Annotated in this window: 18 protein-coding genes and 1 tRNA gene; 7 read left to right on the forward strand and 12 right to left on the reverse strand. The window is 61.2% G+C overall.

Annotated elements, in window-relative coordinates; all coding sequences use genetic code 11:
* Nucleotides 1-77 precede the first annotated feature (77 nt).
* The 8 genes from E5X88_RS28115 to E5X88_RS28150 form a co-directional block, all read right to left on the reverse strand.
* A complete protein-coding gene (locus E5X88_RS28115) occupies nt 78-815 on the reverse strand; it encodes an aspartate/glutamate racemase family protein (RefSeq protein WP_292167156.1) in 738 nt (245 codons plus the stop codon).
* A 27-nt stretch (nt 816-842) separates the two neighbouring features.
* Nucleotides 843-2,075 (reverse strand): MalY/PatB family protein, encoded by a 1,233-nt coding sequence (locus tag E5X88_RS28120; protein ID WP_292167158.1) that lies wholly within the window; start codon nt 2,073-2,075, stop codon nt 843-845.
* A 50-nt stretch (nt 2,076-2,125) separates the two neighbouring features.
* Nucleotides 2,126-2,905, reverse strand: coding sequence for an amino acid ABC transporter ATP-binding protein (locus E5X88_RS28125; RefSeq protein WP_292167160.1), 780 nt, complete (start codon nt 2,903-2,905; stop codon nt 2,126-2,128).
* A gap of 8 nt (nt 2,906-2,913) precedes the next feature.
* Nucleotides 2,914-3,957 carry an amino acid ABC transporter permease gene (locus E5X88_RS28130; protein ID WP_292236751.1) on the reverse strand — a complete coding sequence of 348 codons (1,044 nt, stop codon included), beginning with the start codon at nt 3,955-3,957 and terminating at the stop codon, nt 2,914-2,916.
* A 99-nt stretch (nt 3,958-4,056) separates the two neighbouring features.
* Nucleotides 4,057-5,244, reverse strand: a complete 1,188-nt coding sequence (locus E5X88_RS28135; protein WP_292167162.1) for an amino acid ABC transporter permease — start codon at nt 5,242-5,244, stop codon at nt 4,057-4,059.
* 68 nt (nt 5,245-5,312) lie between these two features.
* A complete protein-coding gene (locus tag E5X88_RS28140; RefSeq protein WP_292167280.1) occupies nt 5,313-6,326 on the reverse strand; it encodes an amino acid ABC transporter substrate-binding protein in 1,014 nt (337 codons plus the stop codon).
* 206 nt (nt 6,327-6,532) lie between these two features.
* Nucleotides 6,533-7,492 (reverse strand): LysR family transcriptional regulator, encoded by a 960-nt coding sequence (locus E5X88_RS28145; protein WP_292167163.1) that lies wholly within the window; start codon nt 7,490-7,492, stop codon nt 6,533-6,535.
* 438 nt (nt 7,493-7,930) lie between these two features.
* A tRNA-Arg gene (locus E5X88_RS28150) sits at nt 7,931-8,007 on the reverse strand.
* 284 nt (nt 8,008-8,291) lie between these two features.
* Here E5X88_RS28150 and E5X88_RS28155 point away from each other — a divergent pair.
* Nucleotides 8,292-9,575 (forward strand): PAN domain-containing protein, encoded by a 1,284-nt coding sequence (locus E5X88_RS28155; RefSeq protein ID WP_292167166.1) that lies wholly within the window; start codon nt 8,292-8,294, stop codon nt 9,573-9,575.
* Nucleotides 9,576-9,762: 187 nt separating this feature from the next.
* On the opposite strand, the gene E5X88_RS28160 is transcribed toward E5X88_RS28155, so the two are convergent.
* On the reverse strand, nt 9,763-10,650 hold the full coding sequence (locus E5X88_RS28160) for a D-alanyl-D-alanine carboxypeptidase family protein (RefSeq protein WP_292167169.1): 888 nt from the start codon (nt 10,648-10,650) through the stop codon (nt 9,763-9,765).
* A 226-nt stretch (nt 10,651-10,876) separates the two neighbouring features.
* Between E5X88_RS28160 and E5X88_RS28165 the strand changes: the two genes are divergently transcribed.
* From E5X88_RS28165 to E5X88_RS28175, 3 genes are all read left to right on the forward strand, one after another.
* Nucleotides 10,877-11,986, forward strand: coding sequence for a hypothetical protein (locus tag E5X88_RS28165; protein WP_292167170.1), 1,110 nt, complete (start codon nt 10,877-10,879; stop codon nt 11,984-11,986).
* 142 nt (nt 11,987-12,128) lie between these two features.
* Complete coding sequence (locus E5X88_RS28170) at nt 12,129-12,749, forward strand: nucleoside triphosphate hydrolase (RefSeq protein WP_292167173.1); 621 nt, start codon at nt 12,129-12,131, stop codon at nt 12,747-12,749.
* Nucleotides 12,750-12,835: 86 nt separating this feature from the next.
* Entirely contained in the window at nt 12,836-13,201 is a 366-nt protein-coding gene (locus E5X88_RS28175; protein ID WP_292167176.1) for a hypothetical protein, read from the forward strand.
* 28 nt (nt 13,202-13,229) lie between these two features.
* Here the strand turns inward: E5X88_RS28175 and E5X88_RS28180 are convergent, their stop codons facing one another.
* The 3 genes from E5X88_RS28180 to E5X88_RS28190 form a co-directional block, all read right to left on the reverse strand.
* Complete coding sequence (locus tag E5X88_RS28180; protein WP_292167179.1) at nt 13,230-13,934, reverse strand: glutathione S-transferase N-terminal domain-containing protein; 705 nt, start codon at nt 13,932-13,934, stop codon at nt 13,230-13,232.
* Between the two features lie 83 nt (nt 13,935-14,017).
* Nucleotides 14,018-15,226, reverse strand: coding sequence for a beta-ketoacyl synthase (locus tag E5X88_RS28185; protein ID WP_292167182.1), 1,209 nt, complete (start codon nt 15,224-15,226; stop codon nt 14,018-14,020).
* A gap of 4 nt (nt 15,227-15,230) precedes the next feature.
* On the reverse strand, nt 15,231-15,485 hold the full coding sequence (locus E5X88_RS28190) for an acyl carrier protein (RefSeq protein WP_292167185.1): 255 nt from the start codon (nt 15,483-15,485) through the stop codon (nt 15,231-15,233).
* Between the two features lie 201 nt (nt 15,486-15,686).
* Between E5X88_RS28190 and E5X88_RS28195 the strand changes: the two genes are divergently transcribed.
* From E5X88_RS28195 to E5X88_RS28205, 3 genes are read left to right on the forward strand one after another with little or no spacing between them, the layout of a single operon-like run.
* Nucleotides 15,687-16,529: an urease accessory protein UreD gene (locus E5X88_RS28195; protein ID WP_292167188.1), complete on the forward strand. Its 843-nt coding sequence runs from the start codon at nt 15,687-15,689 to the stop codon at nt 16,527-16,529.
* 43 nt (nt 16,530-16,572) lie between these two features.
* The gene (locus tag E5X88_RS28200) at nt 16,573-16,875 is read left to right on the forward strand and encodes an urease subunit gamma (protein ID WP_023693076.1); all 303 of its coding nucleotides are present in this window, start codon (nt 16,573-16,575) and stop codon (nt 16,873-16,875) included.
* A gap of 10 nt (nt 16,876-16,885) precedes the next feature.
* Nucleotides 16,886-17,143 carry a DUF1272 domain-containing protein gene (locus E5X88_RS28205; RefSeq protein WP_292167196.1) on the forward strand — a complete coding sequence of 86 codons (258 nt, stop codon included), beginning with the start codon at nt 16,886-16,888 and terminating at the stop codon, nt 17,141-17,143.
* Nucleotide 17,144: the final 1 nt, after the last annotated feature.

Here is a 17,144-nt window from a genome sequence, read left to right on the forward strand (position 1 = left end):
GTGGTCAAAAATGCGGCTATCGCGTTCCGCACGCTATCTTGAAGAAGGTCGTCGCTTATCCGAGGGTGCCCAGGCGCTCACGGTGCTTGCCCCTGGCGGTCAGCGAAGCTGTCTAACACGCCTAGACGCGTCGGGGCAGCCCAGGCGCCTCGCTTCGAGGGCGCCAGCCGACAACGCACCAGCATCTCCGCAAGACCGACCGCGGCGCTGACGCCATCCACGACCGGAAGAAGATGCTCGCGCTGCAGGTCTGCCGCGAATTGCGCCATGCCGGCGCAGCCGAGCACCACCCCTTCCGCACCGAGTGCGACGCCCTGCCGGATGAACTCTGAAATTCGCTCGAATGCACCGCTGTCCGGTTTCTCCAAGTCGAGCACCGGAATGTCCGATGCGAAGATCCGGCGGCAGCGACGGGAAAACCCATAGCGATGGATGTTGTCTTCGATGATGGGCGCCGACCGCGACAAGGTCGTCACAACACAGAAGCTGTGGGCAACCAGGCTCACGGCGTGAAACGATGCTTCACCGATGCCGATCACCGGTTTTGTTGCGAGAGCCCTGGCGGCATCCAGGCCGGTGTCATCGAAGCAGGCGATGATATGGGCGTCGGCGCCGTCCACCTCGGCCAAAAGGATCTGCTTCAAAAGGCCAGGAACAGACAGCGCTCCGTCGAACGGCCCCTCGATTGCTTCAGGGCCAATCAATGGCTGCAATCCTACGATCGCTGTTTCGGGACCCGCTGCGGCAGTCGCTGCGGCGACGATGCGTCCCGTCATCGAGACCGTCGTGTTCGGATTAATGACGGCAATTCGCATCAAGGCGCTCCAAATAGGTCCAGGCTCTCACACCAATGCCAGCGCCTTGGACATACGCTCGAGCCCTTTGCGCAACATCGGACGAGGGCAACCGACATTAAGGCGAATGAAGCCTTCGCCACCGGGTCCATAGACGCGCCCGTCGTACAAATTGACCCCGGCTCGGTCGACGAAAAACTGCTGGATGCCTCCTACCTTCCGATCGAGCTCGCACGCATCCAGCCACACCAGGAAGGAAGCATCCGGTCGCATCGGTGTTATGCCAGGCAAGCGGTCCTCGGCGAACTTGAAGACCAGATCGACATTCCCGTCGATGTAGCCCGTCAACTGGTCCACCCAAGGCGCGCCGGTGCTGTAAGCGACCTCTAACGCCAGCCGTCCGAAGAAGTTGGCGTTGACCATGAACGATGCCCGCATGGTGGCCAGAAGCGCTTCGCGCCGCTCCTTGTTAGCCACCGACACCGTTGCAGAGGGCACGCCGGCGAGATTGAAGGTCTTCGTTGGAGCCGTGCAGATGAATGACTTTTCCGCAGCATCCTCCGAGAGGGAAGAAAAGACGATGTGCGGACGGTCTGACAATCTGATGTCGCAATGGATATCATCAGAGATTACAAGGACGCCGTAGCGCTCGCAGACATCGTTCAGCGCCGTCAGTTCCTCGCGCGTCCACGCTTTTCCGGCGGGATTATGCGGATTGCAGAGCAGGAAGGCCTTGGCGCCGCTGGCTGCCAACCTCTCGAAGTTCTCCAGGTCGAGCTCGTATCGGTTATTTTGAAGCCTTAGCCTGTTGACCAGCAGCCTTCTTCCGCTCCCGTGAATTACCTCGAAATAGGGCGAATAAACGGGAGACTGCACAATCACGCCATCCCCGGGCTTCGTGAAGGTACGAAGCATAGCCGCTACAGACGGCATGATTGCCGGCGCCGGCAACAATGTCTCCAGCGCCGGAGCCCAATCGTGCCGACGCGCGAACCATGACTGCACAATCTCGTAGTGACGGGGATCGCGACGCGTGTAGCCGTAAATTCCATGGTCCGCCGCTTCGCGCAGGGCCGCGATGACGGCTTCAGGCGCGCGGAAATCCATATCCGCGGTCCATAGCGAAAGCAGGTTTTCGCCCTCGACCCGAGGCGAAAACTCGTCCCATTGATTGGCCCATTTGACTGACCCGAACTGGTGGCGGTCATAAACCCGGTCGAAGTCGACCGTTCCAGCGCTCCGATCCGCAACCGCCGAATACGATGTATCTGCACAAACCATTTGCTACTTCTCTGGTAAGATCATTGGCGGCTGCTCCACCTTGTCGCGTTCTACTTGAGGACTTGTGCCAGAAACTGTCGCGCCCTACCCGAACGAGGGTTGCCGAAGAACTCATGGGGCGTGTTCGCTTCCACGATCTCTCCGCGATCCATGAACACCACGCGATCGGCGACTTCCCGGGCGAAGCCCATTTCGTGCGTCACGCACAGCATCGTCCTACCCTCGCCGGCGAGCGATACCATCGTGTCGAGAACCTCCTTGACGATCTCGGGATCGAGCGAAGATGTCGGTTCATCGAAGAGCATGATCTTAGGATTCATGCACAGCGCGCGGGCAATCGCGGCGCGCTGTTGCTGGCCGCCCGACAACTGCCCCGGAAAGCTGTGCGCCTTCTCGGCGATCCGGACGCGGTCGAGGTAACGCCTAGCGACCTCTTCCGCGGCCTTGCGAGGCATCCTCCTCACCCAGATCAGCGCCAAGGTGCAATTGTCGAGCACGGTCAGATGCGGAAACAGGTTGAAATGCTGAAACACCATGCCGACATCTCTGCGGATCTCATCGATCTTGCGAAAGTCCTCGGTCAACGCTCTCCCGTTGACGATGATCTCGCCGGTCTGGTGCTCTTCGAGATGGTTGATGCATCGGATCATGGTCGACTTCCCGGATCCGGAAGGGCCGCAAATCACAATCCGTTCGCCTGGAGACACAGAGAGATTAATGTCCCTAAGGGCGTGAAACGAACCGAACCATTTGTTGACTTCGCGCAGCTCGATGGCCATCGCCGCTTCGCTCGTCACCACGCGTCTTGCTGAAACTGTCTGTCGTACCATTTCGCTTCCTAGCTCTTGTGGCCGCGCGCGAACTCGCGCTCCATCGCCTGCGAGTACCGGGACATGCCGAAGCAGAAGATCCAGTAGACCAGTCCGGCGAAGAGATAGCCCGTCGAGGAGATCGTCGGCCCCGCCCAGTTCGGGTCGACCCGCGCCGTTTCCACGGCTCTCAGGAAGTCGGCGATGCCGACTATCGCGACCAGCGTCGTGTCCTTGAACAGCCCGATGAAGGTGGAGACGATGCCCGGTATGACGATAGTAAGCGCCTGCGGGAGGATGATCAGACGCATGATCGTAAAATAGCTAAGGCCGAGCGCCTTTGCTGCCTCATATTGCCCCTTGGGAATGGCCTGAAGGCCGGCGCGCACCACCTCGGCCATGTAGGCTGACGAGAACAGCGCAATCGCAATCAGCGGACGCAGTAGCCGGTCGGGCGTCAGATAATCAGGCACGAAGAGCGGCATCATGAAGTTCGCCATGAACAGCACCGTGATGAACGGCACGCCCCTCACGACCTCGATGAAGATCACGCACACCGCTCTGACGAGGGGAAGCTCCGACCGTCGGCCGAGCGCGAGAAGCACGCCGATCGGGAGCGAGAAGACGATGCCCACGACCGACATGAGCAGCGTGATGAGCAGGCCTCCCCACAACACGGTGTCGATGACGGGCAGATTGAGGGACGCGACGCCACGCAACAGCACGAAGGCGACGACGGGATAGGCAATGAAGAACAGCAACGCCGCCACGTTGCGCTGTGGCGCCCGTTTCCACAGTAGCCAGACGATCAGGACGGCGCCAATTATCAGCGTCAGGTCTACCCGCCAGCGCTCGGCTACCGGATAGGCCCCGTACCGGAGATAGTCGAATTTCTCCACGATGAACGGCCAGCAGGCGCCGTCAGGGTTCGCGCGGCATTCCTCCTGTCCGCCGGTCCAGACTGCGTCGAATACCGCAAAACTCAGCAACTGGTACAAAAGCCATGCCGCGAGAGCCGTGAAGCAGATCGTGAGCACGCCGGAGAACGGCGTCGAAAACAGGTTCTTTCGCATCCAGGCCGCTGGGCTCCGCCGGATCCTCCATGGCGGTGCCGTAGGCGGCAGAAGTGAGCTGTTGGCGAGGGGCGAATGCAGGGAGTGACCGCTCATGCATCACCTCTCGACGATCGCGAAACGTCGATTGAAGGCGTTCATGACCATCGACGTGACGAGGGAAATCGCGAGATAGACCGACAGGGTAATCGCCATCACCTGGACGGCCGCGCCCGTTTGGTTGAGCACCGTTCCCGCAAAAATCTGAACGAGATCCGGGTAGCCGATGAACACAGCGAGCGAGGAATTCTTCGTGAGATTCAGGTACTGGCTGGTCAGGGGCGGGATGATGATGCGCAGTGCCTGGGGAACGGTGACCAAGCGAAGCGTCTTGCCCGGCGCAAGCCCCAGCGCGTGGGCGGCTTCGGTCTGGCCTTTCGGCACGGCCTGAATACCGCTGCGGACAATTTCCGCAATAAACGACGCGGTGTAGGCGGAGAGACCGATCAGAAGTGCGGCGAACTCCGGATAAAGCTGGTGTCCACCCCGAAAATTGAACCCCCTCAACTCCGGGGTCACGAACGATACGGGCGAACCGACCAGGAAGAAGACGATCAGAGGCAGTCCGATCAAGGCAGCGAGGCTGACCCGAAGCACGGGTAGCTGTTTGCCGGTGCGGTCCTGCACGCGCCTTGCATGGAACCTGTAAGCGAAGCAGAGCATGGTGCCCGCCAGGAAAGCAAGTCCGACGCTACCTGCTCCTTCATGGAGCTGAATTTCCGGAATGATGAGACCGCGATTGTTCAGATAGATGCCGCCGGGGAGTTCGATCGACGCCCTCGGCGTGGGCAGCGGTTTCAGAACAGCATTGTACCAGAAGAGAAGCTGCAGCAGCAGCGGGACGTTGCGTATGACCTCGACGTACGATGCGGCCACCTTCGCAACGATCCAGTTCGGCGACAGGCGTGCAATGCCGACCACAAAGCCCAAGAGTGTGGCCAACACGATTCCCAGCAAACTCACATAGAGCGTGTTGACCACGCCCACCCAGAACGCCTGGCCGTAGGTGGAGAGCGTGTCGTAAGGAATAAGGGTCTGGTTGATATCGAAACCGGCGGTCTCGTTCCAGAAGCCGAAGGATAGCGGAATCCCGCGCGCCCTCATGTTCGACGCGGTCTGAATGGCAATGCTTACGACCAATGCTAGCAGGCTGCCGGCCAGCAAAACCTGATACAGGACGCCCCGGACCTTGGCGTCGTGCAGAGAAAGGCTCCACAGCGAGCGCGGGGCGAGCAGCACTTCGGACATGATCCTGTTCCTGTTGGTGCGGAACCAAGGCATCGGCGCAATCGCCGACGCTATGACCAGAATTGGCCCTAGCGGACAGGTGGGGCGTACTGGAGACCACCCTGGTTCCAAAGTGCGTTCAGGCCGCGCTCCATTTTCAGCGGCGAGTCCTTGCCGATATTGCGATCGAAAACTTCGCCATAGTTGCCAACCTGCTTGATAACGTCGACAGACCAGGTATCGGCGAGCCCGAGATCCTTTCCAATGCTGCCCTCCACTCCGAGCAGCCGGCGGATGTTCGGGTTCTCTGACGACTTCATTTCATCGACGTTCTGCGATGTCACTCCGAGCTCCTCGGCAGAGACCATGACGAGGAGCGTCCATTTGGCCACGTTGAACCAATGATCGTCTCCCTGCCGCACGGCCGGCCCAAGTGGCTCCTTGGAGATGAGTTCGGGAAGCACGATGCTATCGTCGGAGTTCGCCATACGCTGGCGAGAGGCATTCAAGGTGGACGAGTCGGCGGAGAGAACGTCGCAGCGACCTTCCTCGTAGGCCTTCACGACGGCTTCTTCATCGGCGAAACCGACGGTCGAGTATGATATCGAATGCGACCGGAAGTAGTCGGCGAGGTTCAACTCGGTCGTGGTGCCTTGGGTGACGCAAATCGACGCGCCATCAAGATCTTTGGCCGAACCAATGTTCTCCGCTTTGCGAACCATGAAGCCCTGGCCATCATAGAAATACGTGCCCGCGAAAAGTATGCCGAGGGATGTGTCGCGGGACGACGTCCAGGTTGCGTTATGTGCGAGTATATCGATCTCGCCCGACTGCAGAGCGGTGAAGCGGTCCTTCGGCGTAAGCGGAATGAACCTTACCTTCTGTGCGTCCCCCAGAACGGCCGCCGCGACAGCGCGGCAATAATCGACGACGAACCCGGTCCATTTGCCCTCATTGTCCGGAAGACTGAAACCGGCTGTCGCTGAGTTGGTGCCGCAGGTCAGAATTCCATTCTTCTTGACGTCTTCGATCGTCGCGGCCGACGCGTTTGATGCCGCCAGTGCAACGGCTGCTGCCATCAGTCCTTTGAGAATCGCTTGCATCCTGGTTCCCCTTTTTTGCTTGTGGAGCATCAGGGTTGCGCAGGCGAAATTATTCGTCAAATTCATTCTCTTCATGCTGAATATGAGCAGCGTTCATGATGCCAAGAGAACGAATGATGCCAGGTATCGTATCCGCCATAGGTGAGCGTATCTTATGAATGTCCGTATTTGCGTTGAATCGCTAAGCAGATTTCCTTATCTGTTTGTCATGACTTTCGTTTTGCAAGAATTTCGTTCTTTTTTTTCTGAGACTCTCCATAAATCTTTGAGAGAATTTCTTTAAGCCAAACAGTCCCAGGATCCGTGGCCATCTGGGGGTGCAGAAGCAGCCAAGCACTCACGTTTGGGATGGGCACCGGCGGAGAAAGGAGTGTCACTTCACTCGCTTCATCAAGAATTTGGAGGACTCCGTCACCACAATGAGCAACCAGTTCGGTGCCTCGCAACACCCAGGGTAGTGCCAGGTAGTTCGATATCGTCGCGACAACATTGCGCCGCAAGCCAAGCTCCTTGAGGGCTGCATCGGCAAGCCCGCTGGAGACACCGTCGGCTGAAACCTGCAGGTGGGACGCTGACAGATATGTCTCCAAAGACATCGTTGAACGTGCGATTTCGCTGCCGCTCCAAACTGCGCAGAAGAGCCGATCCTGGCCCAGTTCGATCTTCAAGAGGCTTGGGTCGTCCTTGATCACCGCACCGGTCAGTGCACAGTCGATCTGTCGAAGATGAAGTGACGACGCAATTTCGATCCCATTCGCTGGAATAATGTTCAGCGTGGCGTGCGGGGCCTGCGTGGAAAATTCCCGGAGCAGACGCGGGATGATAATCATTGCATGGTAGTCGGTGAGTCCAACACGAAAGTTACGTCGTGTGGTTGCAGGATCGAAAATTTGATGGCGATCGATCGATGCTCGAATGGCTGCTAATCCCGCGGAGATGTCTGGCAGAAGCTCAACAGCGCGAGGGGTTGGCCTCATCACCCCACCATCGCGGGTGAACAGCTTGTCGTGAAAAAGGTGCCGCAATCTGGACAACGAATGGCTAATCGCAGATTGCGTTCTTCCCAGTTCATGGGCCGTGCGCGTAACGCTTCTTTCGCGCATCATCACGTCGAACACGCGTAGCAAATTCAGGTCAAGGTCATTGAAGCTCATGAGATTGCCCATGGATGCTTTGTCATGACATGAATCAGCACCGAAAGTTGACCCATTCATAGAGCCGATAAGGCCTTGGTTTTTCATCATGAAGCGAGAACGCCCGGGAGTCACGCGGGCCTCGTTTGCTGGCCCTATCACGGCTGCGGATTTGCAAGCACTTCATGCTTACATGGGGCCTCGGGTCTGACGGCTACGTTCGTAGGAATCGATACCGGATTTCAATGCTTGAGTGCTGCCCTCGTGGGCAACGCTCAGGTGCCCGGCTACTTGCCGGACGCTCGATGCGCCAGAAAAAGCGCGGCTTTTGCAGTATTTCCAGACAAGAAAGAGCGTCTATTGGCACCGCGCAGCTTCCCGAAACCCGCGTCTGCCGCTTACGTGACATTCGCCGGAGGATAAGACGTCGACTTTTGCCTCACTCTAACCGATTGTAATAGAACGTAAAATTGGCGCACCCGACAGGATTCGAACCTGTGACCTCTGCCTTCGGAGGGCAGCGCTCTATCCAGCTGAGCTACGGGTGCCTTCAGGATCGGCGATCCGGAAAACGGAGCCGGTAAACCGGCCAGCCACGGCTTCTTAGCGGAAGCCGGGGCGGGCTTCAACGGGCAAGTGGGTTGTATTGTTGTAAAGGTAAAGCCCACAGGTTCCGCCCGTTCGGGCGCCTAAAGTTGGCCGGGAGTGATTACTCGGCTCTGTCACAGGGGTGTGCCGCGTTAACCCGTTGATTGAAAGATCACCAGTTGACACTTGCCAGTTGGGTCTGCCGGGTAGTTAATAACCGAAAATCCGCCGCCGGGGGGCGACAGTGCTGACTTCACTTTCATATTGCGTGAACCGGTTGCTGCCGGTCGTTTGGTTATTATTGGCAGTTCAGTCGTGTTCTGCCCACGCTGCAGTTCAGTCGTTCGGTCCGTTTACGGTCGATGACGCCCATTCCGACGTCATTTCTCTCAATGGAGAGATCGATGCAGGGGCGGCGCTCAATTTCCGCCGCGCGGCCGAGGCCGCGCCCAATGCCAAGCTGGTCGTTCTCAATAGCTCTGGCGGTGTGGTTCAGATCGCCCTTTTGATCGCAGACGACGTGCACGAGCGGAAGCTCGCGACCTTCATCCCGAAAAAGGCAGGCTGCTATTCCGCATGTGCATACGTCTTCCTCGCAGGAGTCGAACGTCAGGTTGAAGGAGAACTGGGCGTCCATCAGATTTCCTCTGACTCCGCCGATCTGGTCAGCGCCCAGCTTTCCATCTCGGACATCATTGATCTTCTCAATCGCTTTGATACGCCGATCGAGGTGTTGACGGTGATGTTTAAGACGCCTCCCAACGACATGCATGTCTTCACACCTGATGAGGTCGCGCGCTATGGGATCGATCGCAGGCAGGGCAGTCAGACAAACACCGCCTCGAATGAGGCAAGCCCGCCCAGCAGATCGGCGGAACCGCCTTCGGCCACTACAATCCAATCGGCAGCCCCAATGCCAAAGCAGACCGATGCGGCAGATAGCCCGTCGCTCTCCAAACTGTCCTCGATCGAGGAATATACCCGACGCCCGACACGAATGGCCGTCTTTGCCGGCCTCGACCTCTACGGCGATGACATCAGTTCTCGCCGAACGGACGACGCTGCAAACTGCGCGAGAGCTTGTCTATCCATGGGTGGTGAATGCAAGGCATTTACATTCAATGTGGACCCGCACGTCGCCAGAGGTCCAAACTGCTTCCTGAAAGCCAGCCAAGGCAAAGCCGATGGCAACTCGGCTGCGATCTCCGGCAAGTTCCTGAGCAGCGCTGATCCAGACCCCAATACGTTCTCTATGGGAGTGATCGACCCGAAGACAGCATTGTTCGAAAATGTCGACCTGCCCGGTGGAGATTTGTCGCGGAGGCCCTTTGGGAGGAATGTCACCGCGCAGCAGTGCAGGCTGGCCTGTGTGGCGAACAAGCGTTGCATTGGATTCACCTACATGAAGCGCAAGAGCGAATGCTGGCTGAAAGGCACAGTCGGCACACCGCGCTTTGTCGAGGGCATGATCAGCGGTCTCAAGAAGATGACGACGTTTGCGCCTGCGTCGATCATCACCCTCGAATGACAGGTCGAGCCTCCGGCCGGCAAACCTGCGATTTTATCGGAGAATGGCGCCGAAGCCTGAAATGAAAAACCCGCCTCGGCGGGCGGGCGCAAATCAGCACTGTGAATAAATTCCTAGCATAACTGCCGTCACCTGTCAAGGTGAAACTGACACAGATCGCTGATCACGAGCTCGCCCCCGCCGAACGTCACTGCTCCTGCGCATACAGCAACCTTGTCGTCGCAGCCGATGCCGTCGCCAAACTGCGCTGGATCAGCGCTTCGACGTGGTCGTTGCGCTGGCGCGCGCTGTCGGCGCCCATCACCACGAGGATGAGCCGGCGGCCGTCGGCGTCGTAGGAGGTGACGATGTTGAAGCCGGAGGCCCTGATATAGCCTGTCTTGATGCCGTTGACGCCGCGGACGCGGCCGAGCATGTCGTTGTGGCCGCGCACCAGCCGGCCCCGGAACATGAAGTCGTTTTCGGAGAAATAGTGGAAATGCTGCGGGAAGCGGGCGCGCAGCGCCATGCCGAGCACCGCCATGTCGCGCGCCGTCGTCTGCTGCACGCCGTCCGGCAGGCCAGAAGCGTTGCGGAAGACGGTGCTGCGCATGCCGAGCTGGCGCGCCCTGGCGGTCATCGTCGCGGCAAACGCGTCTTCGCTGCCGCCGAGATATTCGGCGACGGCGACCGCCACGTCATTGGCCGATTTGACGACGATCGCCCGGATCGCCGATTCGACGTCGATCGTCTCGCCGCGCCTGAAGCGCAGCTTGGTCGGCGGCTGCCTGGCGGCGTTGGCCGAGACCGGGATCTGCGTTTGCTTGCTGATGCGGCCGGACTCCAGCGCCTCGAACAGAAGGTAGAGCGTCATCATCTTGGTCAGCGACGCCGGATAGCGCGGCGCCGTCGAATTCACCTCGAACAGCGTCTTGCCGCTGCTGCCATCGATGACGACAGCCGCATATTTCTGCGGCGCCGCCGGCACCGCCAGCATGGTCTCCGGCGGCGTCGTCGTGCAGCCGGCGACAAACAGCAGCAGCGCAAGTGCGGCGGCAAATCTTGGGATGAGCGGAAAGAGGCGCGGTTTGGACAAGATGGGTCTGAACGCAAGCTGTTGCTGAAACGGGGCGGAACCTAGCGTAACCCAATCGCGCCGTCCATTTGGTTAACACTGGTCGTGCGCGGGACCACCACCTGTCCACAGATCCTGGGACGGAGCCGGCGCGGCACTGGTCCTGGCGCGGAAAATGCCGGCGCTGCGCTTGCGCAACCGGTACCGGGCGGGCTTTGCTGACGTGGACAGAATCAGCAGGTGCGCCATGGGCGGGATCACGATCAAGGCTAAGGGCATTTCGGTCACGGTCGATCTCACCGTCGGCCATCTCGCCGAGATGGTGGTCGATATCGACGGGCGCCGGCCAAAACCGCTGCATCGCGCGCCCTGGATCGACGAGCCGCGCGAAACGCTGCCGCAGGACCTGCCCGCCGGCACCGTCCGCCTGTCCGGCGATTTTCTCTGCGCGCCGTTTTCGCGAAGCGATGTCGAGGCGGCACCCCTGCACGGCTGGCCGGCCAACAGTCCCTGGGACGTCGTCGACAGCGCGGCCACGGCCGATGGCTGGCGGGCCGTTTTCAGGCTGCGGCGCAAGGTCATGGGCGCGACGGTCGACAAGATCCTCACCCTGCGCGACGACCATCCCTTTCTCTATCAGGAACATGTCTTTTCCGGCGGTTCGGGCGCGATTTCCGTCGCCCATCACCCGATGACGGTGATGAAGGACGGCGGCAGGCTCGCCTTCTCGCCAAAGCGGTTGGCGGCAACGCCGGATGATCCGCTGGAGCCTGATCCGACCCGCGGCCGCTTCCGGCTTGCCTATCCCTCGCGCTCCACAGACCTGACGCGCTTTCCCGCTGCCGGCGGCGGCACGCTCGACCTGACCGAGTACCGCATGGACCAGAGCCGAGAGGATTTCGTCACGCTGGTCGAGGCCGACCATGGCGGACCGGGCTGGACCGCACTGGCGCGCAGGGCGGAAGCCGATCTTGTGCTGGTGCTGAAGAACCCGGCCGAACTGCCGGTCACCATGCTGTGGATCAGCAATGGCGGGCGCGACTACGCGCCATGGAGCGGCCGCCACCGCGGCGTGCTCGGCATCGAGGACGGCCGCACGGCGGTCGGCCATGCGGCGTCGCTGGGCGACAACTGGCTGAAGCGGGAAGGGGTGGCGACCGCCTTCGCGCTTGGCGAAGGCCGCGATGTCTCGTTCCGCCACGTCATCGGCGCCTTGCCCCAAGAAGCCGGCGGCGAGCCGCCGTGCGACATCGCAACCGCGCAGGGACGGATGCGTCTCCTGGCCGCCGACGGTTCGACGCGGGACGTCGCCTTCGACAGCGATTTCCTGCGTATCGGCCGATCCGTTCCTGCCTGATTGGTCTGTGTCCCGGAGCGATCGCGCCGACCTCGACAAATTGGTCGGCCTTTAACACCAGTGCGGATTTGAAATTCCCGCGAACTATCGCCAAGATGTGATCGAGAACACCCAGCCAGAAAGGCTCCCCAGAAAGGCTCCGATGTCCGAGGTCGCTCATCTCGCCGCCACCATCTTCAAGCGCGCCGGCAAGGCGCAGCGCTTTGTCGTCGCCATTGCCGGTCCTCCGGGTGCCGGCAAGTCGACGCTTTCGGCTCGCCTGCATGAACTGCTGCCGGAAGGTGCTGCCGAAATCGTGCCGATGGACGGCTTCCATTACGACGATGTCGTGCTCGAGGCGCGCGGCCTTCGCGCGCGAAAGGGCGCCCCGGAAACGTTTGACTTTGCCGGCTTCGAAACGTTGCTGAAGCGCATCCGCGCGGCCGAACCCGACATCGCCATTCCGGTGTTCGACAGGAACATGGAATTGTCGCGCGCCGCCGCCTCGATCATCGCTGCCGAGACCAAGTTCATCCTGGTCGAGGGCAATTACCTGCTGCTTGACGAGGAGCCCTGGTCGCGACTGGCGCCGCTGTTCGATTTCTCGATTTTCGTCGATGTGCCGCGCGCCGAGCTCGAGCGCCGGCTGCTTGAACGATGGCACGAGCACGGCCGCTCCGACGAGGACGCCCGCGCCTGGATCGCATCCAACGACATGCCCAACATCGAACGTGTGCTTGCCCGCCGCCGGCCGGCCGATCTGGTGATCGGCGATCAAGCCTGATTTGCGGGGAAGCGCGGCCGGAACCTTAAGACTTTCCGGCCGTTATGTCAGCTACGGCAATGATGCTGACATGAGGGAGCCGTCTGATGGCAACCAAGGCAAGAAAGCCTGCGCCCGCCAAGGGCAAGGCAACTCGATCAAAGGCAATTGAATCCAAGACAGGCGCTGGCCCGGCTGTCGCCGCGCGTTCCAAGGATGCGGCAAAGCCAAGCTTTGGCAAGGCGGCACCGAAGAAGGTGGTGCCGGCCGCAGCCAAGGCCACGGCAAAACCCGCCAAGCCCAGGAAACCGGCAACCGGCGGCAGATCCATGGCAGGCAGCGCAATGCGCACGGTCAAGGCGACAGCCAATGTCGCGGCCGGTGCTGTTGTCGCCACGGCCCGGGGTGCTGCGTCCCTTGCCGCGTCCGTCATGGGCAAGGGCGGCCCAAAAACCGGGGTCAAGGCAAAATAGGCAGAGCTGCCCTGCGGCTCTGCCCGCGTCAGGCTCTCGCCGGAATGTTCAGTCCCCTTTGCACCGCCGGCCGGGCAAGGCCGCGCTCCAGCCAAGCCGCGACATCGGGAAAATCGTCGAAGCCGACGAGTTCCCGCGCCTCATAGAAGCCGATCAAATTGCGCACCCAGCCCAGCATCGAGATGTCGGCGATGGTGTAGTCGTCGTCCATGATCCAGTTGCGGCCCTTCAGTCTCGTCTCGAGAACGCCGATCAGCCGCCGCGATTCGTCGCGATAGCGCTCCAGCGGGCGCTTGTCGGCGATCTCGCGTCCAGCGAATTTATGGAAGAAGCCGACCTGGCCGAACATCGGTCCGATGAAGGCCATCTGGAAGAACACCCACTGGATCGTTTCGTAGCGCCGGATAGGGTCGGCGGGGACCAGCCTGCCGGTCTTGTCACTGAGATAGAGCAGGATGGCGCCGGATTCAAACAGCCCGATCGGCTTGCCGCCCGGGCCGTTCGGATCGATCATCGCCGGTATCTTACCGTTGGGATTCAGCGACAGGAACTCCGGTGTCCAGCTTTCGTTTTTGCCGATGTTCACCGCATGCGCCTCGTAGGGCAGGCCGAGTTCCTCCAGCGCGATCGACACCTTCACCCCGTTCGGCGTCTGAGCCGAATAGAGCTGGATGCGGTCGGGATGGCTGGCCGGCCAGCGCGTGACGATCGGAAAGGCGGACAGGTCGGTCATCGAGAACTCCTGGTCGAGGATTTTACGCGGATGTGCGCGGCGCACGAAAAGTCCGCCCTATCGGGATGTGGATGGACCCGCGGTCAGACCGCCTTGAACGCCAGCACCGCATTGGTGCCGCCGAAGGCGAAGCCATTGCTGATCGTCGCACGCACCTTGCGCTCGCGCGCCACGTTCGGCGTGATGTCGAGATCGCAATCGGCGTCGGTTTCGCGAAAATTGGCGGTCGGCGGCACGATGCCTTCGCGGATCGCCATCACGCAGGCGATCAGCTCCAGGGCGCCCGACGCGCCGAGGCAGTGGGCGTGCATCGATTTGGTCGAGGAGATCGAAAGCCTGTAGGCATGGTCGCCGAAGACGCGCTTGATCGCCGCCGTCTCGATCTGGTCGTTGGCTTTGGTGCCGGTGCCATGCGCGTTGACATAGTCGATGTCTTCCGGGTTGAGCCCGGCATCGGCGAGGCAGAAGCGCATCGCCGCCTCCGGCCCTTCGATGGTCGGCGCGACGATGTCGGACGCGTCGCCGGAAAGGCCGGCGCCGGCGATTTCGGCCAGGATCGTGGCGCCGCGCGCCATGGCGTGCTCGTAGGTCTCCAGCACGGCCATGCCGGCGCCTTCGCCGAGCACCAGGCCCTGGCGATCGGCCGAAAACGGCCGGCACGTGTCGGGCGCCAGCACCCGCAGCGCCTCCCAGCCCTTCAGGACGCCCCAGACCAGCGGCGCATCGGTGCCGCCGGCGACCATGATATCGGCGCGGCCGAGCCTGATCTGGTCGACCGCCGATGCGATGGCATGGTTGGACGAGGAGCAGGCGGAGGTGATGCCGAAGACCGGTCCGCGCAGGCCGAGATTCATGCTGACATGGCCGGCCGCGGCGCCCGGCATCACTTTCGGCACGGTGAAGATGCCGACGCGATTCTTTCCTTCGAGCAGGACGGCGCGATAGCTCTCTTCAATCGCCTCCCAGCCGCAGACCCCGACGCCGACGATGGCGCCCATCCGGTAGGTGTTGGCCTCTTGCGAGGTCAATCCGGCCTGTTGCGCGGCTTCCCGCGCGGCGATCGTCGCCAGCAGGCTGAAGCGGTCCATCGACACGACCTGCTTGCGGTCGATGCCGTGATCGGGAAGCGTCCTGATTTCGCAGCCGACCCTGATTTTCAGGTCATGCAGCTCCGAATTGACAATTGGGCCGATGGCCGAGCGGCCGGCGCGCATCTCGCCCCAGATCGCGGGCGCATTGGTGCCAAGTCCGCATAGGCCGCCGATGCCGGTAATGACGACGCGCTTGTGCATTCAGTCAGGCTTTTTTCGCGATCAGCGCGCGAACCGCCTCGATCATGTCGCCGACGTTCTTCAGGTTGCTCCAGGCATCGACCGTGTTCATCTCGATCTCGATGCCATACTGTTCCTCGAGATCGAAGATAATCTCCGTCAGTTCCAGCGAATGGATGCCAAGTGAGGTCAGTTCGGTATTGGTAGTGATTTCTTCGCCACCGGGTTCGGCATGAGCCTTGATCTTCGCGATAATGTCTGTTGCCAGCTGGTCAGCCATTCGGTTCCTTCCCCAACCTTGTCGTTTCCCGACGCCAACTGATCAGCGCCTCTTTTTTTCCCCGGGTTCGAATCGTCATCGTCGCCTTTCCCGCCCGGCGCTGCATGACCGTACCAAGATGGCTCCTCTATAGAAACCGAAACGCTGTCAAGCAACAAGCTATATATCGACAAAGCCGTCGCAGTGCTTAACGTTGGCGCCGTGGACACGATCGAACATGACTTGACCTTTGCGCCGCCGGCCCAGCGCGTCGCCGGATTGGCGCAGCTCGGCTGCGACAGGAATGGCGGCCGCACACGCCTTCGGCGCCTCTATCAGGATGGTTCCGCCAAGATCCGCATGCCGGCAGTCTCGGCCGATCCGCTCGAAGCCGTGTTGATCAACACCGCCGGCGGGCTGACCGGCGGCGACCGCCTCCGCTGGGAGATCGATGTCGGCGCCGGCGCCTCCGCCACTATAACGACCCAGGCCTGCGAGAAGGTCTACCGCGCCGCATCCGATCGCGCCGAGGTGCGGGTGAAGCTGACGGTCGGCGCTGGCGGCCGAATCGCCTGGCTGCCGCAGGAAACCATCGTCTTTGATCGATCGGCCTTTGCCCGCAGGCTCGACCTGGAGCTTGCAGCCGATGCCGAGGCGCTGGTGCTCGAGGCGACCGTCTTCGGCCGTCTCGCCATGGGCGAAGGCGCGGCGCATGGCAATTTCCATGACCGCTGGCGCGTCAGCCAGGACGGAGCGCTCGTTCATGCCGAGGATTTCCGCATCGGGCCCGGCATTGCGGCCACTCTCAACCGTTCCGCGGTGGCCGGCGGCGCCATCGCCATGGCGACGGTGCTGATGATCTCGCCGCGGGTGGACGCTCTGCTCGATCCGGCCCGGGACATTATCGGCGGCCAGGGCGACGCCAGTGTCTGGAGCGTGAGGAAATCTGGCAAGCTTCTTGCGAGGCTGTTTGCCGAGGACGGCTACCAGCTCCGCAAGCGGCTGGTTCCGCTTGTCGAGTTGCTCAACGGACGGGCGGGTCTGCCCAAATTATGGTCACTCTGATTCCGATTACGTCACTCTCGATTACACCACTCTAGGGAAACGCATGAACCTGACGCCAAGGGAAAAGGACAAGCTGCTCATCGCCATGGCGGCGATCGTGGCGCGCAAGCGGCTCGAACGCGGCGTCAAGCTCAATCACCCGGAGGCGATCGCGTTGATCACCGACTTCGTCGTCGAAGGCGCCCGCGACGGCCGCCCGGTCGCCGAGCTGATGGAGGCCGGTGCCCATGTCGTCACCCGCGCGCAGGTGATGGAGGGCATCGCCGAGATGATCCACGACGTCCAGGTCGAGGCGACGTTTCCAGACGGCACCAAGCTGGTGACCGTGCACGAGCCAATACGGTGAGGAGAGGAAAATGCTTGAGCTGCGCCCCAACTGCGAATGTTGCGACAAGGACCTGCCGCCTGAGGCAACGGATGCGCTGATCTGCACCTTCGAGTGCACCTTCTGCGCCGAGTGCGTGGAACATGTGCTGGGTGGCGTTTGTCCGAACTGCGGCGGTGATTTCGCACCGCGACCGATCCGGCCGGCGGCGATGCTGAAGAAGTATCCCGCCTCGACAAAGCGCGTCCTCAAGGCCGAAGGCTGCGGCCCGGCCAGCAAGGCCGCGTGAC

The organism is Mesorhizobium sp. (assembly GCF_004962245.1).
GTDB lineage: Bacteria > Pseudomonadota > Alphaproteobacteria > Rhizobiales > Rhizobiaceae > Mesorhizobium.